This window comes from Flavobacterium limi (genome assembly GCF_010645075.1).
In the GTDB taxonomy this organism is placed as follows: domain Bacteria; phylum Bacteroidota; class Bacteroidia; order Flavobacteriales; family Flavobacteriaceae; genus Flavobacterium; species Flavobacterium limi.
Genome location: NZ_JAADZV010000009.1, coordinates 99,086 through 119,961, shown reverse-complemented (window position 1 = coordinate 119,961; position 20,876 = coordinate 99,086). Strand labels below are relative to the sequence as shown.

The 20,876-nt window shown below is 34.4% G+C and carries 19 protein-coding genes; 1 reads left to right on the top strand and 18 read right to left on the bottom strand.

Going from position 1 to position 20,876, the window contains the following annotated elements:
- Window positions 1–22: 22 nt before the first annotated feature.
- The 13 genes from GXM16_RS17700 to GXM16_RS17640 form a co-directional block, all read right to left on the bottom strand.
- Window positions 23–799, bottom strand: coding sequence for a hypothetical protein (locus GXM16_RS17700; protein WP_163395826.1), 777 nt, complete (start codon window positions 797–799; stop codon window positions 23–25).
- A gap of 161 nt (window positions 800–960) precedes the next feature.
- Window positions 961–1,575, bottom strand: a complete 615-nt coding sequence (locus tag GXM16_RS17695; RefSeq protein WP_163395825.1) for a hypothetical protein — start codon at window positions 1,573–1,575, stop codon at window positions 961–963.
- A gap of 171 nt (window positions 1,576–1,746) precedes the next feature.
- A complete protein-coding gene (locus GXM16_RS17690) occupies window positions 1,747–2,247 on the bottom strand; it encodes a hypothetical protein (protein WP_163395824.1) in 501 nt (166 codons plus the stop codon).
- Between the two features lie 182 nt (window positions 2,248–2,429).
- The gene (locus tag GXM16_RS17685) at window positions 2,430–2,972 is read right to left on the bottom strand and encodes a hypothetical protein (protein ID WP_163395823.1); all 543 of its coding nucleotides are present in this window, start codon (window positions 2,970–2,972) and stop codon (window positions 2,430–2,432) included.
- A gap of 180 nt (window positions 2,973–3,152) precedes the next feature.
- Window positions 3,153–5,009: an ATP-dependent nuclease gene (locus tag GXM16_RS17680; protein WP_163395822.1), complete on the bottom strand. Its 1,857-nt coding sequence runs from the start codon at window positions 5,007–5,009 to the stop codon at window positions 3,153–3,155.
- Between the two features lie 168 nt (window positions 5,010–5,177).
- Window positions 5,178–5,708, bottom strand: a complete 531-nt coding sequence (locus tag GXM16_RS17675) for a hypothetical protein (protein ID WP_163395821.1) — start codon at window positions 5,706–5,708, stop codon at window positions 5,178–5,180.
- Between the two features lie 218 nt (window positions 5,709–5,926).
- Window positions 5,927–6,646, bottom strand: a complete 720-nt coding sequence (locus tag GXM16_RS17670; RefSeq protein WP_163395820.1) for an SMI1/KNR4 family protein — start codon at window positions 6,644–6,646, stop codon at window positions 5,927–5,929.
- Between the two features lie 108 nt (window positions 6,647–6,754).
- Window positions 6,755–7,687: a tyrosine-type recombinase/integrase gene (locus GXM16_RS17665; protein ID WP_208797398.1), complete on the bottom strand. Its 933-nt coding sequence runs from the start codon at window positions 7,685–7,687 to the stop codon at window positions 6,755–6,757.
- A gap of 371 nt (window positions 7,688–8,058) precedes the next feature.
- On the bottom strand, window positions 8,059–8,448 hold the full coding sequence (locus tag GXM16_RS17660) for a DUF5367 family protein (protein WP_163395819.1): 390 nt from the start codon (window positions 8,446–8,448) through the stop codon (window positions 8,059–8,061).
- Window positions 8,445–9,293, bottom strand: coding sequence for a Rossmann-fold NAD(P)-binding domain-containing protein (locus GXM16_RS17655; RefSeq protein ID WP_163395818.1), 849 nt, complete (start codon window positions 9,291–9,293; stop codon window positions 8,445–8,447). The genes GXM16_RS17660 and GXM16_RS17655 overlap by 4 nt, the downstream gene beginning before the upstream one ends.
- Window positions 9,294–9,365: 72 nt before the next feature.
- Window positions 9,366–10,244: a helix-turn-helix domain-containing protein gene (locus GXM16_RS17650; protein ID WP_163395817.1), complete on the bottom strand. Its 879-nt coding sequence runs from the start codon at window positions 10,242–10,244 to the stop codon at window positions 9,366–9,368.
- Window positions 10,245–10,261: 17 nt separating this feature from the next.
- The gene (locus GXM16_RS17645) at window positions 10,262–10,861 is read right to left on the bottom strand and encodes a nitroreductase family protein (RefSeq protein ID WP_163395816.1); all 600 of its coding nucleotides are present in this window, start codon (window positions 10,859–10,861) and stop codon (window positions 10,262–10,264) included.
- A 123-nt stretch (window positions 10,862–10,984) separates the two neighbouring features.
- The gene (locus GXM16_RS17640; protein ID WP_163395815.1) at window positions 10,985–11,473 is read right to left on the bottom strand and encodes an SRPBCC family protein; all 489 of its coding nucleotides are present in this window, start codon (window positions 11,471–11,473) and stop codon (window positions 10,985–10,987) included.
- A gap of 58 nt (window positions 11,474–11,531) precedes the next feature.
- Between GXM16_RS17640 and GXM16_RS17635 the strand changes: the two genes are divergently transcribed.
- Window positions 11,532–11,771, top strand: coding sequence for a hypothetical protein (locus GXM16_RS17635; RefSeq protein ID WP_163395814.1), 240 nt, complete (start codon window positions 11,532–11,534; stop codon window positions 11,769–11,771).
- A gap of 95 nt (window positions 11,772–11,866) precedes the next feature.
- Here the strand turns inward: GXM16_RS17635 and GXM16_RS17630 are convergent, their stop codons facing one another.
- From GXM16_RS17630 to GXM16_RS17610, 5 genes are all read right to left on the bottom strand, one after another.
- The gene (locus GXM16_RS17630) at window positions 11,867–13,072 is read right to left on the bottom strand and encodes a vWA domain-containing protein (protein WP_163395813.1); all 1,206 of its coding nucleotides are present in this window, start codon (window positions 13,070–13,072) and stop codon (window positions 11,867–11,869) included.
- A 3-nt stretch (window positions 13,073–13,075) separates the two neighbouring features.
- Window positions 13,076–14,182, bottom strand: a complete 1,107-nt coding sequence (locus GXM16_RS17625; protein ID WP_163395812.1) for an AAA family ATPase — start codon at window positions 14,180–14,182, stop codon at window positions 13,076–13,078.
- A 142-nt stretch (window positions 14,183–14,324) separates the two neighbouring features.
- Window positions 14,325–15,272 (bottom strand): hypothetical protein, encoded by a 948-nt coding sequence (locus GXM16_RS17620; protein WP_163395811.1) that lies wholly within the window; start codon window positions 15,270–15,272, stop codon window positions 14,325–14,327.
- A 274-nt stretch (window positions 15,273–15,546) separates the two neighbouring features.
- Window positions 15,547–17,142 (bottom strand): leucine-rich repeat domain-containing protein, encoded by a 1,596-nt coding sequence (locus GXM16_RS17615; RefSeq protein ID WP_163395810.1) that lies wholly within the window; start codon window positions 17,140–17,142, stop codon window positions 15,547–15,549.
- 30 nt (window positions 17,143–17,172) lie between these two features.
- Window positions 17,173–20,643 (bottom strand): leucine-rich repeat domain-containing protein, encoded by a 3,471-nt coding sequence (locus tag GXM16_RS17610; protein WP_163395809.1) that lies wholly within the window; start codon window positions 20,641–20,643, stop codon window positions 17,173–17,175.
- Window positions 20,644–20,876 lie beyond the last annotated feature (233 nt).

The window sequence follows — 20,876 nt, the reverse complement described above, 5'->3', positions numbered from 1 at the left end:
AACGCCTGTTAGCAGTAGTTTTTTATATTTCGGGATCATATTTAATACTTTTCAAAGTTTTATTTCCAATTTCTAAACGGAAAGCAAAATCATTTTGAAGATAATCTAGTAAAATAATTTCAGTATTAAAAATATCATCATTATCAACATTAATTGAAAATTCAAAAACATCTAAACCGTCGTACCAGATTTGTCCAACATTAGTTAACTTATGACGAAAATTAGAATTATTATAAAAATCAATAACTTCATCTTTTATTTGTCCAAGCCATTTAATGTATTCTATTAATGATTGTAATAAATAAATATTTGGTTCTTTTTCAGAGTACAGATATCCATATTCATTTTCATTTGGCATTTTTTTATTTAGAATCACGATATTCTTAATTTTTTCAGAAATTTTTATGGTATAAGTGTTGTCTCTTTCTTTAAAAATGATAAAATCTTCTATATTTAATTTGGTTGAATCTTTAATTATTTTAGAATCACGTAAATCTCTATGTATTTTAACATTCCAATTATTACGTTGATTGTCAATTCTTTTTTGAATGGACTTTAATCTTTCAATTTGTTTGCCTTTAGCGTTAATGAGTGAATTATTAATTATTTTTGAAGCAAATATATTTTCACCAACTAAATTGTAGATTTCTGCAAGAATATAATTTTGCTCAAAATTTCTGTCTTTAATGTCTTTTAGTAAATAAATTATATCATACAAATTTTCGACGCTATTTTCTGACCCATTTGAGTTTATAAACTCTTTTTTAGCATTTATAAATCTTGTTGTTAATTCTTTCACTATCTTGGTTTTAAAATTACTGCTAACGTCCCGCCGCTACACGAGGTTTGGGATTAAATTAAGCCTTATTTTCGGATTTGCCTAAACTTCCCAAATACAAGACCATTTTCAAATTAAGCCAAATGCCCAAATCTATTGTAGCAAGTGTTAGCAGAAGTTCATTATTCTATTAGTTCAGATTCATACAAATATAAATCTTCATCTATTCTATGATCTACTAACCGTCCACGTAACTGTAGTTTTGAGCAATCATAAAAGTTGTAGCTAGAAATAATATTGTCACCGTCTTCATTATGAAAATATATTCTTAATACCCTTCTTTTTCCTTTATATTTAATTATAGTTCTTAAATAGCTATAATCTGTTTCTTCATCGTCGTTTTCATCGTTGTAATCAAAAAAATGAATAAAGTGAAACTTTTTAATTTCAATTTCGAAACCAAAAGTCATTTTATCAAATCTTTTCCAAGTTTCTTCAAAATCTGATTCTGACATAACGAAAAGTTCAGAAAATACTTGGAGATCATTTTCGCATAATTTGGTGTTTAGCCAAAACCCGCTATTTTCATTATTAGGAGCCCTAGACGCTACTTCGCCATTCTTAATCTCTATTTCACGGATTGGTGTATCTATATCTGAAAACTCGATAAACCAGCCATCAAGTATTTTAAAGTTAATACCATATTCTAAATAATCATTTTTGATATGATGCAATAAATTATTCATAGATAATTTATCATCATTATTTAGAATTTGAAACTGAATATATTTTTTCATAGAAAAGATATCTCGTTATGGTGAATTTCTGCTAACGTTCTGGTACTACAGCGGGTTTGGGACTAAATTAAGCTCTATTTTCGGATTTGCCAAATCATCCCAAATACAAAAACAACTTTCCATTAAGCCAATTGCCCAAATCCGTTGTAGTAGCTGTTGTATGCTGGTTTTTTACTTCCACAACTTTTCAGCATCTTTTTTTGTCAATGCTTTTATTAGATTTTTTGAGAATTCGACTGTTACGAGTGGAAATTGAATTTGATTTTCGCCCGTCAAAATCAATTGTTTATTTAAAACACGACTGATTTTATTCATAAAACTCAAAACCTTTTCATAATCCTCGACAGAGTTTATCTCTTCAGGTTCAATATCGAATTCAATTTCATCAACTGTAAAAAAATGAGTATTTATAATTATGTCGTCAATAATTATTGCCACAGTTTTTAATTCTAATTTCCCTGTAACGTCCGTCAATAATTGAATTAAATAATCTTTATTAATCTTATTTATAATTTGATTATCATCTGACGGCCCATATTTTACAATATGATTTGCATTTAAATAATCGATTAGAATTTTACAATCTTCAATATCTACGTTTTCTACATAAATATCTCTTAAAGTTCCGTCAGGCTCAAAAATCCATTTTATTTCTTCCCAATTATTTGTCATTCTTCATTTGGATTTTCTGAGTTTTTTTTAACCGCAAATTTTCTGATAGACTAGCATCCAACGTTCCCTTGCTACAATAGGTTTGGGGTTAAATTAAGCCTTATTTTCGGATTTGCTTAAACATTCCAAATACAAGACCATTTTTAAATTAAGCTAATTGCCCAAATCTATTGTAGCAAGTGTTAGTGGCTGGCTCTTTTGATGTTATTGATGAATGTTAGTTCGTTTTTTTTGTTTCTACCCATTGAAACTAATGAGCTTTTTTTGTTTAAGTCACAGATACTATTTACGAGGATTTTATTCTCAATAAAAATTAATGTTATTTGCTCGCCCCAACTTCCGGAAGTAAATTTCGGATTTGTGTTAGCTGTCAAATATTTTTTTGTTTTGTGATTTATTATCCATCCTAATTCGTTGGCTGTTTCTTCAGTAATTTTAAAAACTTCGTCTATGTTCAGTTTTGTTTCTACAATTTTAAAACTCAATCTTTTCTTTTGTAATATATAAAATAGAACAGAAACTATAATTGGAATTACAAATAAATAAATTTCGCCGTCTCTACTTGGTCTTTCTGTTTTATTTATAACATCTATAATTTTATAAGTTATAGAACAAATCGGAATAATTAAAACAAATATAACACTCCAATAATGACTGATTTTATCCCAAAAACTCAATTGCAATTCGTTTTCTTCAATACACTTTTTTATAATCTGGTTATTCATTTCTTAAAGTTGTAATTCGCAATTTAGCTGTGAGGTTGCCACTAACGGTTTGGCGCTTGGCGCAGTGGCGGATTTCGGAGCACAAAACTGTCAATACACCACAAAAATTGATGCGAGGTAGAATGTTCGATTAACCACGTCACCCGCCATTGAGCCAAACGCCTGTTATGCCCAGTTTTTCTATATGTCGAAATTGTGTGCATTTGTTGTCTGATTGAAATTAACTTCTAATGGTGTACCTGTTAAAGATTCTCTAATCGTTATCCTACATTCAAATGTTCTGTTGTCGTTAATAGTCAGATTTTGCAATTCTAAAATTTGGTTATACAAGGCATAGTTTATTTTAGCATTTCGAGTAAGGTCGTCATTGTTATTAACTTCTCCTTTAGCAATACCTGTCTGTACTCTATGTATCCATTCAAATATTTCAAACTTGAGGTGTTTTTTAATTTCAATTTCTATTACAGGAACAGCCTCCTTTAAAATTGTTATTAAATCTGAATATCTAGCATCGATTTCTGCATTATTAGCTTGTAGAATATAATCTCGTTCACTGTGAAACCAAGTATCTTTATTCGTAATACTCAAATAATCGATGGCAGATTGAGTATAGTAGTGTTCTATTTCACCCTTTGGAAATATGAAAGTATTGCAGGATTTGAAAGCGTTATGGAGTTGTGCCATTCTTCCAATTATTAAATTTAGATTAGCGATATTAGGAGCATCCAAGACTGTTCTGATTTCTGCATCATATTTAAGAACTGTTAAAAGTGTGGCAACCCTTTTTGAATGTTCTTCATCAGCAGTAAATGAAGCTAATTTTGTTTTTAGTGCAATAAGTTGTGGAATAGCTGTTTCTTGGCTTTGTATTCTCGTAGCGATGCCGCTTAGATGTGTTTCTAAATCTCCAATTTCATTTGAAAGATTTGCTCCAATTCCGTGTTGTTGAACATAATTTTGAGAACGCTCATCTTCACAAACAACTCGTCTTAATCGTCCTCTAAAAACAGCATCCAAGTCTGCAATAATTCTACAGTTAATTTTTAATGATTTGCAAAGTTTATAAAATACACCTAGTTCATCTTTACCCCCAACATCAATAATGCAAGAACCCGATGCACCAATATTTATTCCAATTTTTTCAAATAATATTGAAATTATTTGTTGGTCTGTATATCCTTCAACAAAAACTGGGTTTGGTGAAAAGAAAAATTGTTTGTGATGCGTATTAAATCTCGGCAGGAATTTTCTTAACACAAACTGGTCATCTGCATCTAATTCGGTTACATAAGTAGGAACTTTATTTAAATGACAAACCAAAATATTTTTTAAATCATCAAGAGTTTTTAAGTCAATAAAATAGGGAGAATGAGTAATAATAAAAAAAACCTTTTTACTTGGGTCGGTCAATGGGTCGCCAGCAACTTTTCTGATTTCTTGAAGAAAGAAGGATTGAAATTGTGGATGAAGATGTAATTCTGGCTCGTCAAAAATTATACAGTTTTTGGTTGGGTCATATAGGAAAGTTAACAATGTTATTAGCTCTTTTAGTCCGTGACATTCGCTTTGGCTTAAATTGTATTCATCTCCAGCCTTTATATTTTGCATTTTGGCTTTTAGAAAACCACCTTCTTCTACTAGTCTTATAGTTTTTCCAAAAATATCAGAGAGTAAAGCTTCAATTTTAAGTCGGATGTCAAGTCTTTCTTTGAGTATTATGATAGCTGAGGAAGACAATCCACCCCTTTCTGCATAAGTCTTATAATCATTGAAATTGCTAATATTAAATCCTTGTTTAAGACTAGCGCCACCATAATATGAAATATCATTTTTTTCAAGCCCCATAAGTCTTTCTGCATTTAGATACCTTGCAGTATAACCATTGTTGCTAAAGTGATTTTTTAGTTGTTCAGCAAGTAAAGATTTTCCTGTTCCATTCGCACCAACTAAATAATTAATAAAACCCCATTCATTTTTTATGAAGTGTTCATTTCCCCATAAAATCGGAATTGATATGTCTATGTTCTTTGTTATCATTGTGTCAGTGTCTTTTTAAAATTGGGCATAACGTCCCCTTGCTACAAGAGGTTTGGGATTAAATTATGCCTTATTTTCGGATTTGCCTAAACATCTCAAATACAAGACCATTTTTAAATTAAGTCAATTGCCCAAATCTATTGTAGCAAGTGTTGTGTACAGTACTGTTTAGTTACCCGAATAGTCATATTTAGCTATTATTGTCCATACTCCGTAAACTTTTTTTAGAAAATATTTATTTCCGTATAATTTTGGTGCAAATTTCCAATAAGTGATAGAAACAATACAATTTTCGTAATTATTATCAAAAATAGGTTTGCTTATAGCGATTAGGTTTTGTGTTTTTTTTGTATTTTTAAATATCCCTTCTGCATCTTTTTTAGTCAAACAATTTTCATTAATATGATGAGATATGTTACGCAGTTCAATTATTTCTGAATCCCACATTTCATTTTTACCTTTCGCTCCGTTTATCTCAATTTCTTTTAATATGTTTTTTGGGACATTAAGTATGGTTTCTTCTTTAAAAACTTTTTGGTCAAAAGTAGTTTTAGATTTTTCACATAGTATGTATATGTCTATTACACCCTTTTGTATTTCTTGTTCAATAATTTTTCTAAAAATTTCAGATTCAGAGCTATTCTGTGAATAAGCTAAAGTTGAAATAAGTATCAAAAATATTTTTAAAGTCCTTTTCACAGTATTTTAAGGGATTTGATTGGTTAATAAAGATGTTAATTTTTATCAACTTATTTTAAGATACACGTTTTTTAGTATTGTACACAACGTGTTGCTACTACAGCGGGTTTGGGAGTAAATTAAGACTATTTTCGGATTTGCCAAATCATTCAGATACAAAACCATTTTTCCATTAAGCCAATTGCCCAAATCCGTTGTAGTAGCTGTTGTGTGCTGTTTTATTTCAATAATTTGTTCCATAAAGATTTAAGTGAATATAAAATTTGGTCAGATACATCCCATTCACCTGATTGTTTTTTCAATTCTATTTCTCTTTTTTCGGATTCTAAAATGAGATAATGCATTTTTATTTCTTGATTTAAAGTCATAATAATCCAATCATTAAAATTCATTCGACTTTTGTTTTTTTCTATATCATATTCAGGATACACTTCGTCATTTGACGCAATGTCTTCAGTCCAAACATTTCCAAATTCTTCTCCATTTACAACAATCATAGAGCAAGTTCCGCATCCATAACCACAGAGATGAATTACTCCGCTTTTGAATCCATCATTTAAATAGAAAAATTCCTCATCAGACTTAGTGTCATCACAAACATATGTTTCATAAGGATAATCACCAAAATCTTTTGGCTTATGAAATATAACTTTCCTTGTGAGTTTAAAATTTACTGCAGGATTGTATTCTTCGTCATACCAATAATCATTGAAATTTATTTTATCTAATTTATCAAAATTCCAATCTTTTTTGCTAACTATTCCATTTGCAATATTTAGTAAAAACCATCTATATTCATTAGGTAATTTTACTTTAAATTTATTTTCAAATGAAACTATATCTTTCTCATTAGCGACTGTTGAAAATTTATATTCTCGTCTAAATATTTTTTTGAATTGTTTGATTGTTTCAAATAATTCTTGGTTATAATCATTCATTTTAAAAATATTTATATCCGCTATAAAATGGCGACTATACATCCAAATCTAAATAGATTGTCGCTATTGAGTTGCGGATTACAAACAAATATATGGTTAATATTTTTATTACAAATCATCAAACGGGCTTTTTATTTGTTGTAAACTTTTGGTACTTACATGGGTATAAATTTCTGTGGTTTTACTGCTGTTATGACCTAATAATTCTTGAATGTATCTTAAATCGGTTCCGCTTTCTAAAAGATGTGTGGCATAACTATGTCGCAGCCAATGTAGGGTAACTGGCTTTGTTATTTCCGCTTTTTTTAATGCCAGCTTTAAAACTTGTTGTAAACTCCTGTCATCATAAGATTCCCCCTTGATTCTACCTTCAAATAAATAAACTGAAGGTTTGTAAGCTACAAAATAAGCTCGCAATATTTCTAAAATCTTAGGACTTAGCGGAACTATACGGTCTTTTTTCCCTTTGGCATTTTTTATCAATACAATATTTCTAACCGAATCGATGTGTACGGGCTGAAGCGTTAATAATTCACCACAACTTAATCCGCAGGAATAAATTAAACTTAACATGGGCTTATGTTTGATGTTATTTGGTGCATTCAATATTGCTTTTACTTCTTGTTTGCTTAATACATTAGGCAATACTTTTGCACGCTTTGGGCGGTGTATTTTTTCAATTTCTATTTTAGTTTCTAGCATGATCTTGAAAAACAATTTAATGGCATTTACAATTTGATTTTGATAGGAAGCCGAAAGGTTGTTTTTTAAAATGTAATCGTTATTATATAGTATGATATGATCATTTGTGATTTCAGAAACAAGAAGTTCCCGATGAAAAACCAAAAAGGATTTTAAAGCTTCAGTATATGTTTTTACAGTATTTGGACTATAACGTCTGGAAGTAAGCCAATTGCTAAACTTTTGAATAGCTAAAATTCCTTCTTTTGATGGTAATGATAAATATGCTGCGGGAATTTTAAAATGAATCCGGTTCTGTTCATTGTCCGGTAAATGCCAGACTTTAAGGTTTGACTCCATTTTGCACCTTCAAATTGTTTGATGAGCTTAATTAGCTGAACATTTTTTTCAAAGTAAACCGCGATTCGGAGTTCTTTTTTATGATGGATTAATTTGGATGACCAATTCATTTATGTTTTTTAAACTAAAAATAAATATAAGGAAATTCTGTTTTATTTTTTGTTTCCAAACACCATTTTTAAAATCTTCATCCCTAAATTAAATAAAACTTTCTGATGAAACCTTATGGGGCATGAGGGATAGCAGCGGTATCTTTTTGTGAAGAGAAACGGAACAAAAAATTTAGCGAATAGCCCGACCCGCTTTTTCTGCGGGGCATGCCATAAAAAAATCCGAACTGCTTGTCGCAAATCGGATTCTTAAATAGTTTGTTAGTTTTGGCTTACTTTGGTATTTCGCTTCAGATACAAAAACACCGTGAGTACATTGATGACCGCCAGAATCCATAACAGAGGATTGCTGAAAAAAGCCTGATAACTGCTTCCTTTTGGGATTTCGATAAACGGAACTGTAACCAGTACATCCAGAATCAATGCGGTTCCTGTAATCACGATTCCTGCCAGAAGTCCCGACTTTTTCGCTGCTTTTTTATAATAAAACCAGGCAGCAAACCAGGCATAAAATATAATGGTAAATGCAGCAATGAAGGCTTGGGCGGTCATTGATTCGTTAAAAAACGGAATGTGTTCCAGAACATAAAAAGTGATCACAACACAAAGCCATGCAATAATGCCTGCCAATAGGGCTCTTGGATAATTCATGGTGTTGTTACAAGTTTAGGTGCATCCCAGATACCGGTTTGCGCTGTTTCTTTTACGTAGTCGGTAAAATCTTTGGCTTTTCGGCCTAAGACTTTTTCAATATCATTGGTAATGCTGGAATTTCGGCCATCCAAAACTTCAGTGAAAAGATAGTTTACCAGCCAAAGTTCGTCTTCCGGAACCTGATATTCACGTAGCATGCCAATATATTCGTCTACAGAAAGCGGCTGAAAATGGATTTCCCTGCCTGTAATCCGGGCTATTTCTGCAACAGCCTGTTCAAAATTTAGTAATCTCGGACCTGTAAGTTCGTATGTTTTGCCGTTGTGTTTTTCGTTTAAAAGCGCTTCGGTTACTACAGCCGCAATATCATCGGCATCGGTAAACGGCTCCGGAGTTTCTGCTCTTGCGATGGCTACGTGACCTGCGAGAATAGGCTCTAAAAAGATGCTTTCGCTAAAATTCTGACTGAACCAGCTGGCTCTTACAATTGTCCAGTTTTTTGCGGTCGATTTTACAATTTCTTCGCAAACCTGCGCTTCTTTTTCACCTCTTCCGGAAAGCAGTACGATTTTCTGAACGCCGTTTTGAGTAGCCAAAGTTGTAAATTTATTAATCGTTTCCGGTGCTGACGGAATGGCGAGATCCGGCTGAAAAGTGATGTAAACCGTATCGATGCCTTCTATTACTTCAGACCAGCTTTCGGGATTTTCCCAGTGAAAAGGAGGGATACCGCTTCTGGAACCGATGTATACTTCTGCATTGCTTATTTCTTTTAACAGTTTCGTTACCCTGCGGCCTGTTTTTCCGTTTCCGCCAAGGACTAAAATTTTCTGATTTTCCATTTTTATATGATTTTAGATTAATGATACTGCAAAGTTGCACGGATCATCATCAAATCATTTGTCGGAAAAGAATTAAGATTTGTTTGAAAGGAATTGTTTTTTCACTTCGTTGGGCCTTGAACCAAACTTTTTCTGAAAAGCATTCGAAAACGAACTCAGGCTTTCGTATCCAACTTCCCAGGCAGCTTCCTGAACGGTTTTCTCGGTTTGCGAAAGCAGTTCGTACGCTTTGTTCAAACGCTCTTCGTGAATATATTTGTAAATCGGAATGCCAAATAACTCCTTGAAATTCTTTTTTAATTTGGTACTGTTGAGTCCGATGAGCCTGGACAATTCTGAAATAGTAGGCGGTTTTGAATATTGAGTGCTCACGATATCTTTTGCGTGAAAAAGTTTCTCTTTGTCTTTTTCGGTAAATTCTACTTTTTTATCATCAGACAAAAGGGCAAAGTAATGCGCGAGTAATTCATTAACCTGACTTTTTAAAAATAATAGTCTTGTATTGCCGGAGTAGGAGGTATTGAATATTTTTTGGACAGCAAGCTGCATATCAAGTGTCATAAAATGAGTAGGCCCTTTTACAAAATGCTCCTTTGGATTCAATAATTCGGGCAGCTGTTTTTCGAAGATTTCTTTTTCGATCTGTGAGAGTGTATGCAGGTTTTTAAGTTTCGTAAAAATACTGATGGACTGGAGCGGTTTGTCCGGAGCGATTTTATGGGCAAATTCTACTTTCTGATTGCCAAAAAAAGAAATCGCCAGTCCGGTAGTATTCGTTAAATATTTTGTCTGATTATTGTGTTTGATTTCTAATTCTACGTTGCCGGAACCATAAAAAGCAAAACCAACCGCATCTCCGTCAATCTCACATTTCTGAACAAAGGTTTTCTCTGCATTAGATTGTTCGATCAGGACGATAAAATTGTTTAATTCTATGATGTCGGTGGTCATGTCTTTATAGGTGAAGTTTAAATACTCTCAATCACACTGTCCAATAATCTTCTCGATTTTGGCATCACTTCGATTCGGTTAAAATCATCCTCGGCGCCATAACCAACAGCCATTGCAAACAAAGGCTTGAAGTCTGTCATATTAAGGATTTCTTTGTATTTGTCAGATTCAATCCCTTCCATAGCTGTAGAATCCAGGCCTAATGCAATACTGGCTGTCAAACCAACTCCCAGGGCAATATATACTTGTTGCGATAACCATATTTTCAAATCGGCCTCCGGCTTGCTTGCCCTGATCTGATTGTACCAGTTTCTGCGGGCTTCCGGGAACTGAGTATCTACTATTTGCTGAAAAGCATCCAAATCATCTGCAACACTAAAAACCACTACCAGCTGCGCCTGATTTACTTTTTCCAGATTGTGCATCGAAACCGCAGCCAATTGTGCCTTTACTCCTGTATTCTGCACAAAAGTAAATTTCCATGGCTGAACATTTATAGAAGAAGGGCTCAGGTATAAAACCTCTTTCAAAGCTTCGATTTTTTCCTGCGGAATAGCCTTGTCAGCGTTGTACTTTTTCGCAGAGTATCTTTTTTTCATTAATTCCAAAATATCCATGGTGCTGTATTTTAACGTTTTTAGTTTAGACTGCAAAGTTAAGCTGATAACCTGAATATTTCGACAATTGTAGATGTAGTTTTGTAAACTGAGTATGTTTTATTGTTGTTTTTTAGAACCGTATTATTCGCCGGCGCTCAGTTTTCTTTCATTTTCCGTCTGGGGTTTTCCGCTCGCATTTGGTTCGCCTTTGCCGGTCGTAATCAGTTTTTTTAGACTGTTCTGAATGTAATTGGTCCACGAATCCCTGCAGATGTCAAAACATTCATATTCAGGAACCAGACCAACATGCGAAAACTTAAGTTCTGTTTTTCCGTCTTTCTCCGATATTTCAAAAGTTGGTTTTGTACCCGTCCATTCGGTTTCGTCTTCTGTAAATTTAAAATAGTTTTGTTCTACCAGCCAGACGATTTTCTGGTTCGGAATCACCTCTGTTAGTCTGACTTTGCAACGGTGAATATCTTCGTAATGATAATTAAATTCATCATTCAGCTTTGCCGAATCGCCTTCAATTTCTTCCGACCACCAGCCACGCACGTTAGTTACGGCATTAAAAACTGCCGAAGGAGACTGGTCAACTTGTATTACGGTGCTAAAATCTGATGTGTTCATTTGGTGTGTTTTAAATAGTTATTACACAAATTTAAGCTTAAAATGCAATAGGTTAGGGGTGAAAAAGGACAACTTCGGCATTAATTCGGACAATTCGTATGATGAAGTTAAGGAGCAGAACATTCCTTTTCATCAGAACCTTTTGTCCTGCTGTCCGCTAAATTCCCTCAAGAAAAACTACGGCAAAAAAGCCTTGTTTTCTAAATCGGGCGATACCGCTCCCATCAGGGCTAGCTTAGAACTTCTGTCATTTATAAGACTAAAACTACACACGTTGGATGTAATTATCAAATACTAATTTCGCTCAACGCGTTAAATTAATTAAAATATTTAGTTTAATTGCAGGCAAAATCAAACAAACCGGATGTTTTTCATTTTTTTTTATAAACTCAATCAGGCTTTGGAAGCTGGCATTTTTATTTTTCGCCCGTCTAGAAAATCCCATTTTTCCTGTACAATTCCATTTGAAGTAATCATCCATAAAATGGGACACCTGCTTTTGTATAGGGGTTTGGGACCAAAACCATCTGTAAAATAAATCAGGGAATCAGGGCGGTAGTGGGTATTTGCGTAATGTATCGGGGCATCAAAACAGGTTCCTCCTCCTCCTGAAATCATTTGAGGCGTCTGACCTTTATAAATATATTCTTTTTGAATAATCGTATCACATTCAACAATCATAATTTCTGCCGATTGCTTCCATATATGATACACTTCGTCAAAAAAAAACTTTAGCTGATTTTCATCAATACTCCCGGATGTGTCCAGGGCAATCAGCAGTTTTTGCTTACTGCGTATCTTAATACCCGGTACCGTACCATATCGTTTAGAGGGACGTTTTAATGTGTTCTTTATAAACGTTTTCCGGCTGCTTTCTGCGAAAAGTTTGAGCATGCGTTTCCAGTTTACCTTCGTTTGAAATCGTTCAGCTACTGCGGTCAGCAAGGTTTGCAGTTCAGCAGGAAGCAGTCCGAATTCTTGTGTATTTATCCGTTTGGCACTATTATCTATATACATTTCAATAGTGGCCTGTATAAGCTGTTTTACTGCCCCTTCCTGATTATTGATTTTCTCCCAGTCCTGATGCTCATCCGGAGGTTTTTCGCATGCTGTATTGCCGGGCTCATCTGCATCATCCTGAATTATGTTTTGTATTTCGGGAGTATCATACTGTGCTGCCAGCTTAGTGTAATAATAATCAACAGTCTGATGAGGCAAAAGATTCAGTACTGTAAAATTTTCAAGGCAGATTGCATCCTGGGTTAATTGTGACTGCAACAGATATTGGTTAACCACAAGATCTGCAGCTATATGAAAGATCTCCTTGTTGCCAAAAAAACTCACTCTGTAGACGTGCTTAAATATCAAATGCAGTATCTGATGTTTTAGACAGCCCATTTTTTGTTCACAGGTCTGGAGGCTTTGCCAGTATTTGGGGTTAATCAGCAGGATGATGTTGTGGTTTTCTGTTACCGAAACCGAAACTCTTTTGACTTCTTCGCTGATACTTCTCTGGATATGGGTAAAAAAATGCCCATAGAAAGACTCGTGAATTAATAACTTTACGGTCGTTTTACGGATGTCATCCAATACATTCATGGGCTACATATTTAGCAGTATCAATTCGGTAACATAAGGATCCGCGGCTATAGGATGAAGTAATGTATGTTTGATTATATCCTGAACAGATGACAGCCGAAGATCATTGGGCAGCACTTCAAGCTTTAGGAATTTCTTGATATTTTCCAGCTGTACATTAGTCGGTTTTACTTCACGGGCCAGCAGATAATTTGTCAATCGGGTACAGATTGTGGCTAAAATGTCCAGGCGAATGTGATCCTGCATTATATTTTCTATAACTTCCCTGACTTCTTTATCGAAATTTTTTGCGTTTAGAATTTCGTCAGGACTGATAAGTCTGCTTAAATTATTCTGTACAAAATTTATGAATGTAGTACTGGCATTAGGATCTAAGCCTGAAGCGGCTAATAGCTGTACCATAGCAAGTTCTTTTTTTAAATCTTTGACAGATGCAATCGTATCAAAAAACTGAACAAGAGATCTTGGCGTAGTACGCTCTCCCGAAATAAGTTCAGGATACGTCAGCACAAAATTGATGCCCCGCTCGTCAACACCGTTTTGCTCTGCCCATATTGCCCAGGCCTTTACATCAAACTGCATGGTAACATGAAGCATTCTCGTAATCATGGCATCATCCATGGGCGTCACCGAATAATCGCCGCCATCTGGATTAGCGGTAAGCACTATGGTCCACTGTGAAGGAAGTTTCCAGCTCTGGAGTTCATAATTTTGAAGTAATTGCATAATTCCTCTCAAAATCCGGTCATCTGCACGATTCACGTCATCCAGCAGCAGAATTCCGGGTACATCTTCTGTTGGTACCCAGGCAGGGGGTACAAAAACCGTTTTATCGCCTGTGATTTTAGGCATACCAAGCAGGTCACCCATCTCCTCAAACTGGGCTGGTGCAATGTAAGCAAACTTCATCCCGTTTTCTTTCGCTAATTTCTCTACTAATTCCGTTTTACCAATGCCGTGCTTTCCCCAAATGCAGACTGATTTTCTTTTTTTAGCTTCCTTAATGGCCTGCTCATTGGTTTTAACCACATGCAGAATAAATTTTTCTATTTCAGTAGCAGTGGTGTGCGTGCCGTAATAAACATATTGCTGTTGGTTGTTTTTAGTCATTTATTTTATGTGTTTGCATATCCCCGCTATGAAAGCTGTTTGTTATTCTTTTATTTTTCTTTCCTTATAATTTTAAAAGAATATTTTTAACTGTTTTAATACTTTGGTGGTGTTTTGTTATCGATTCGCTTTATTTTTTCGATCAACACTTATACAGATAATAATCATCGATTGATAAAGGTATTAAACCCTGAACTTCTTCGTCCTTCTGCCAGGGATTATCTTCTGTCCGAAACCAGTTAAAATCAGATTTTTCAGCTCCGTGCTGCGCTGCTAGCTTTATGCTTTTAATAAGCTTATTTCTATTGTTAAATACGGAGTAAAACCTGGAAAGAGAAACATATATAACTACATTCGGTGTAATTTTATTGATAAAAGGACTTACCTGATCCGCAAATTCCTGATCTCCCAGACGTGCAGCTATTTCTATCAGGTTACCAATAATAAGTGTTCCGAAACACAATGGAAATGGCCTCTTCTGTAAATAATAATCCAAAGCACGCACCTGTTTTTTTAATTCTATTCGGTCTTCATCTGAAGATGGCTCTCTAATATACCGGGACAGTACTGAAAGAACTGCTTCGTCAAGCAAAGGACTCATAAAAGAAAAATCTTTTATGTTCATGATTATATCTGTTCGTTCAGCAGAAGTAGTTTTTTCAATATTAGTCATAAATTCAACTTGCAACGGATCTGTCATTGTTTCTTTTGCAGCACTTGCAAAGCAAACATGTCCATTTTTAAGTATTGAAGTTAATTCATATAAATAGTCCCATTTATAACCCTGCTGGAGTTGTATATCTTTCTTTAAAGCATCAATCTGCCCTTTAATTTTATCTGCATTGCCATATTCTTCACTATACTCTCCATGTTCATCAATATCCCTCAAAGCTCTTTTTAATGTACGACATATGATGATTGCAGCGTCTGATTTATTAAAATCAAGTGTCCTGACTACATCAGCTATTGCCGATGAACTTAAACGATTACAACTTTTTATCCAACCGTACAATTTGGATGTGTATACATCAAGTACACTTTGTGCATTGCCATCCAGAATGACCTGAACTAATTCTTCTTCATGTTCCATTTGCATGTATTTTAATTTTTTGTCTTTTTTATACCAGAATCATAGTGTAGATTTTTGTAAGCTTTCACAAAGTGTTTTGTCAATAATAAGTGTTGGTTTTTTTGAAAGTCTAAAAAAGTCATTTAACTCATATTTTTTTCAGGGTATATCTTTTTTATTAATCAGATCTAAAGGAATTATTCCAGGGAAGGAATAAAAAACTAGCTTTCAATAAAATACAAACCAATTATTCATGTTTTTGTTCGTTGTTTTTATAGATTGGTTTTAAAATAAATTATTCGCTCCACCTTTTATGAGACTTCTGAAAAATAACTTGGCAAGATGACGGTAAAAACGCTTTTTTTTGTTCCCACAAAGTTTCCGCTTCAGCTTTTTCAGAATCAAAAAAATACTCTGTTACAATCACTTGTTTTAACTGTATAAGATTTTGAAGTCGGGGAAGTTCTTTCAATTGATTAAGGTCTATTTCCAGGACCTCAAGCGAGGTTAGGGTATTAATCACTTCAGGAAAATTGTCACATACCGGTAAGCCAAGATATTTTAAGGAGTTAAGATTAGAAATACTTTCAGGAAGAGATCCGGAAAGATACACACCAAACAAATCTAATTTTTCTAAATGAACCAATGAGGTTATAAAATCAGGAAACTTTTGAAGCCTGTTTCTGGAATTTCCCTTCGAATCTACAAAGTATAGGGCTTTGAGCGTATCGAATTGTCCAATTTCATCCGGAAATTCGTCTAATCCCCAACTACTGAGATCGAGTGTGTCATTTGTTATCATTTTACTGATAAAATCGATTCGTTGTTGTCCTTTGGATCTTTTTGCATACAAAGCCGGATAAAGCTTTTGTACTATAGGAAGAGAATCTATTGCTGTATGCTGATCCAGCCAGTTATATACCGATTCGTCGCCTGAATAAAATTCCAGTAATTTGTAGTATCTGTGATTTCTGGCTTCCAGAAATGTAATAAATTCCTTTGGGCCAAACTTTTTAAAAAGTGACTTTGCCGTTCTTATCGCTGTCTTGTCTTTGGAACTATTTATAAAAATAAGCAGTTCGCCGAGTAATTCATTGGAAACTCCATTAGTTTTCATCATCTGAAGTGCAAGCGCTACATTGGCAGGATTAGCACTGTTCAGCATGGCAGCTACATTGGTAATCGCCTGAGCATTTGCTTCTGTCTTTTCGGATAATAACAACTTATCCGCTTTATTAATCCACTGATAAAAATTATCTTCAGTCGTTATCAAAACATCATTTATCGGCAATTTCAGTTTCGGTTCTTTAGCCAATACGACAAGAGTGGCGTTTTGACTTATTTTATTCTGAAGGTTTATATTCAGCTTCTTGAGCCTTGGTTTGATATCAGTCTCAGCAAATGCTTCTGTATTCCCAACAATACACACAATGTTGTTTTCGCTGAGGGTTTCCGTCATCGGAAATATTTCATTGAGTTTTTCCAGTGCTTTGGATTGTATTTCTTTGATTCTATAATCTAAGGCTGCAATCACGTGTTCTTTTTCTGCAACAGCATCAAAATCCTGTTCTTGTAAAAGCATCAGAAAAACTTTGGCTTGTGGCTCTGTAATTTTCTTTCGCTGGAACTCAAAAATAACTTGTCCGGCCAATTGTATGTGCTCAGGTGTGTTTCTTTCAAAAAGAATAAAGGTTTTACTGAGTCCGAGTATTTCTACAGGCAAATACAAGTTTGTATTCCCTACAAAACGTAATTCTTTCAGCTGCTGAAAATTTGCAATGGATCCGGGAATTGCCAATGCTGAATTGCTGATTGTTAGCTTCTCTAAATCAGTCTGTGCCAAAATATCCTGAGGCAATGAAGAGATTGAGGTTAAAGTAAGTTCTTTCATAACTATTATACTATAACTTTTTTAAAAAAACTACCAGATGCTAACTTCACACTGGGGCAGCATCCCTTTTACTGCTTTTGACAGTTTCTCTCTTTTCTCATCATTATATCCATTATACACCCTAACTTTCTTCAGGTTGATTAACGAAGAAAGAACTTCTGGGTTATTTAGCAAGCCTAAACTTGTTTGCAGTGTTTCTAATGTAAGTAATTCGGAAATCACACTTGGAAATTTTTCAAAATTGTTTTCATTTCTTCCAGCAGGTGCCCATCCATGTATTACCAATTGTTTCAATTTTTTTAACTTCTTGATTTCATTCGGAACAGAAGAAATTCCAATACTGGCAATTGAAAGATATTCTAAATTTTCCAATTCGAATACCGCTGCCGGGACTTTACCAATAGGATTATTTGTAAGGTCAAGTTTTTTCAGATTTTTTAACTGACTGATACTATCGGGAATTTCAGTGATACACTGCTTATTGTCTTCATTACCATTGTTCAGGAATAATTCTTCTAATCCGGGAATACTTAATATTTCCTCTGGAAACTTTTTAAAAGATGCCGTACTGATGTCAAGTTTTTTCAGATTTTGAAGATTTACTATTTCTTTTGGCAATTTACTTAAGCCAGACATCGCCAAATCTAAACTTTCCAACAGCTCCAGTTGGGTAATACATAGTGGCAATTCTTTACCTCCACGCCATGAAACTTTCTTGATTCGGTTTTTCAGTTCCAGAATTTCATTAGGAACGTTACCGCCTAACTGAATCAAACCTTCTTCCTTTTCATTCCTGACACCTTCGTATGTATCTATAAATGATTCCAATACTTCTTTCTTCATTTCTGAAGTCCCAAATTCAAGCAGGTAATTGGAAGCCTTATGATTTGTTTTACGGAATATGGTATAAGCGACTTTCAGTTTATCTAATCCTGCTTTTTCAAACAATGTCTGTATATATTCTCCAATCTTTTTTTCACTCGCAGATTTAAATCCATACTTACCTGCTAAAGCAGACTGCAGATCTTCTGAACAATTTCTCTTAATTAAATTTTGTAAATGCTTTTTAACATCTTTATCTGTGGCATATTGATAGCTGATAAAAAGTTCTGCCTCAAAAGCACTTACTGCCCTGTATTCTTCAATTAGTTCCAAAGCCATAGAAACATTGCTGTCCTCAGGACTTAGGAGCAAAGACTGAATCTGTTCCTGAGGAACATCTTTGGCAATTTCCATTTGTGTATCCTTAGTAGCGTCTGCCTTATTCAGGATGCCTTCTGTCACCCACTGAATAGCCGCTGAGTTCAGTCCATTCAGTTTTTCTCCAGGTTTTTCTCCGATAAGGACATGCGTGGTTTTCGCTGAAAATTTAGTGCTTACTGTTGCGCCTAACGCTTCAATCTCTGATTTGATATCCGCATTGCTTTTAGAAAATTTCCCTAAAATAAAAACTTCAGATCCTGAAGCGATTGGCTTGTCTGAAAATGAAGCCTGTACTGCATTGCTAATCCAGATCAACGAATTAGATCTCAGCATACCAACCCCCGAGTTGAGTGCTGCAAGGGCATCTTCAAATATTCCGCAGGCAGCTACATAACCATTGTTGCGCTGAAGCAAAGCTAAAAACACAGCTAATCTTCTTTTTTCTGTTTTGGCATTTAGTCCTTCTTCAAATAATTTTGCCGCTTCTGTACCAGGAAAACCATTTTTGGCAAACGATACCCTTTCAAGTTTCGGCATGGTAAAAATATCCTCAGGTAAATGTGCTAATTGTTTATTGTCGGATATATACAAGGTGCGTAAATTGTGCAGCTGGGCTATTTCAACCGGCAGACTGGTAATTGCAGTATCTCTTATTTCTAAAGAATGTAATTTGTTCAGACTGCCAATCTCCCTGTCTATCACTTCTATTTCTCCATGTTTAATACACAAATCTTCCAAATCCTTAAAGTGACTAATTTCTTTGGGAATGCGTTTAACTTTAAGGCTGCTCAGACCTAACTTTTTCAGATTGCTCAGTTTTTCTAAATAAGACGGGAACGCTGCAAGTCTCTTAAATTCCAGTTCAGCATTATCTAATTTAAGATCCAGCAATTCTTCAGGAAACTCCATCAAAGGATTATCCAGCAACTGGATTTCTTTTAATTTTTTTAATTCGGCAACAGCAGGCGAAATTGATTTTAAATTTGCATCATATACCGTGATGGTTTGAATATTTATACCATTTGCAATTTCCGAAGTGATAGCGCCATTTGGCAGAGGCTTATTATATGACCTTACCTCAAATTCATTATACTTTTCCGGATTGGCTTTAAAATCTTCAGACAATAAATCATTACATGATCTATTACTATAATCCCGTTTATATTTCGTAATGAGTTCTTTGTATTTATCTGTTTCTCTAAGTGCTTCCAAATCAGAATCATTTTTCAGATTATATTCATTGTGAAATAAATAACCATAATAACATGCTTTTTCTAACCATACAAGAGCTTCTTTAAGATTTCCCTTTACAGAATAGAAGCAACACTTATTAAAATAGGTCTGACTAAATTCCGGCCATTTAGCAATCGCAGTATCATATAAAGCAATAGCTTCCTTGTCTTTACCTAATATCGTGCATGCTATTGCAAAATTATTATAGGTCCAGAGGTCTCCATTCCCGGTGTCTATTGCTTTTTGATAAGGAACGATGGCAGCTGTCAGGTCTCCCATTAAATGCAGCGTATATCCCCATCTGAAATAGCTCTGCCAAAGATCTTTCTCTTTTGATTTTTCTCCTTCAATTGCAGCCAGCTCAAAATACTGAACAGCTTTGGCATTGTCCTTCTGGTTTACAGCAATCCATGCGGCATAGTAATAGCCTAAATAGGATTTAGCATTTAAATAATAATTGGATGCTTTTACGAAATCATTTTTTGCCTGATAAATTTGCCCTAACAGAAAATCAGCCTCAGGACCTGCTGTTAATAATGAACTTTCTGCTGTTTCAAAATCATTTTGAATTAATGCAATTTCGCCTTTTAGCAATGACAATTTATCTCCGTCTTGTTCGCTTTTTATTAAAGGGCTGATAGCATTACATAGATCTTTGGCATGCATCAGCTCATTTTTCTGAATGAATGATCGGATGTGAATCAAATTTTCGTCAAAACTTTCCTGAATGGGTATAATTTCAGTTTCTTCGGATGCTGCTTCAATGACCTGCTTTTCAGACGGCTTCGGTTTTTTCTTTGTCACAGTTGCACTTTTAATCTCAACTGGCGAAATTTCTACTGATACCTCTTGAGTTTGTCCTTCTTCAACATATCCTTTTTTGAGTTTTTCCTGTATCAGTTTCTGAGCCTGAGTTAAACAAGTCGTCTCCTGATCAAATGTTTTGTTTGAGGACTGTCCTGCAGTGCCGCTCTTTCCAAAAGTTACTGTAAATGATAATCCGGAAACAGTTATATTCCAGAATTTATCCGATTTATCATCCTTAAAAATCAACTTCTTTTCCATATTAATAATATTCTTATTAGTGCATTTTTATAAATATGAAAAAAATAGTTTGTATAGCTTTTTTCACACCTTCCGCAAAACTAGAATGATTAATTGTAGTGATATTCATTATAAATAATGATTTTGCTCCACAACTAACGAAAAGAATATTTTAAGGCGATATTATATTCCTGAATAAAGGTTTTTTGATCTATGCGAATGCGCTATAATTTTTATGATGTTGAAAATATGAC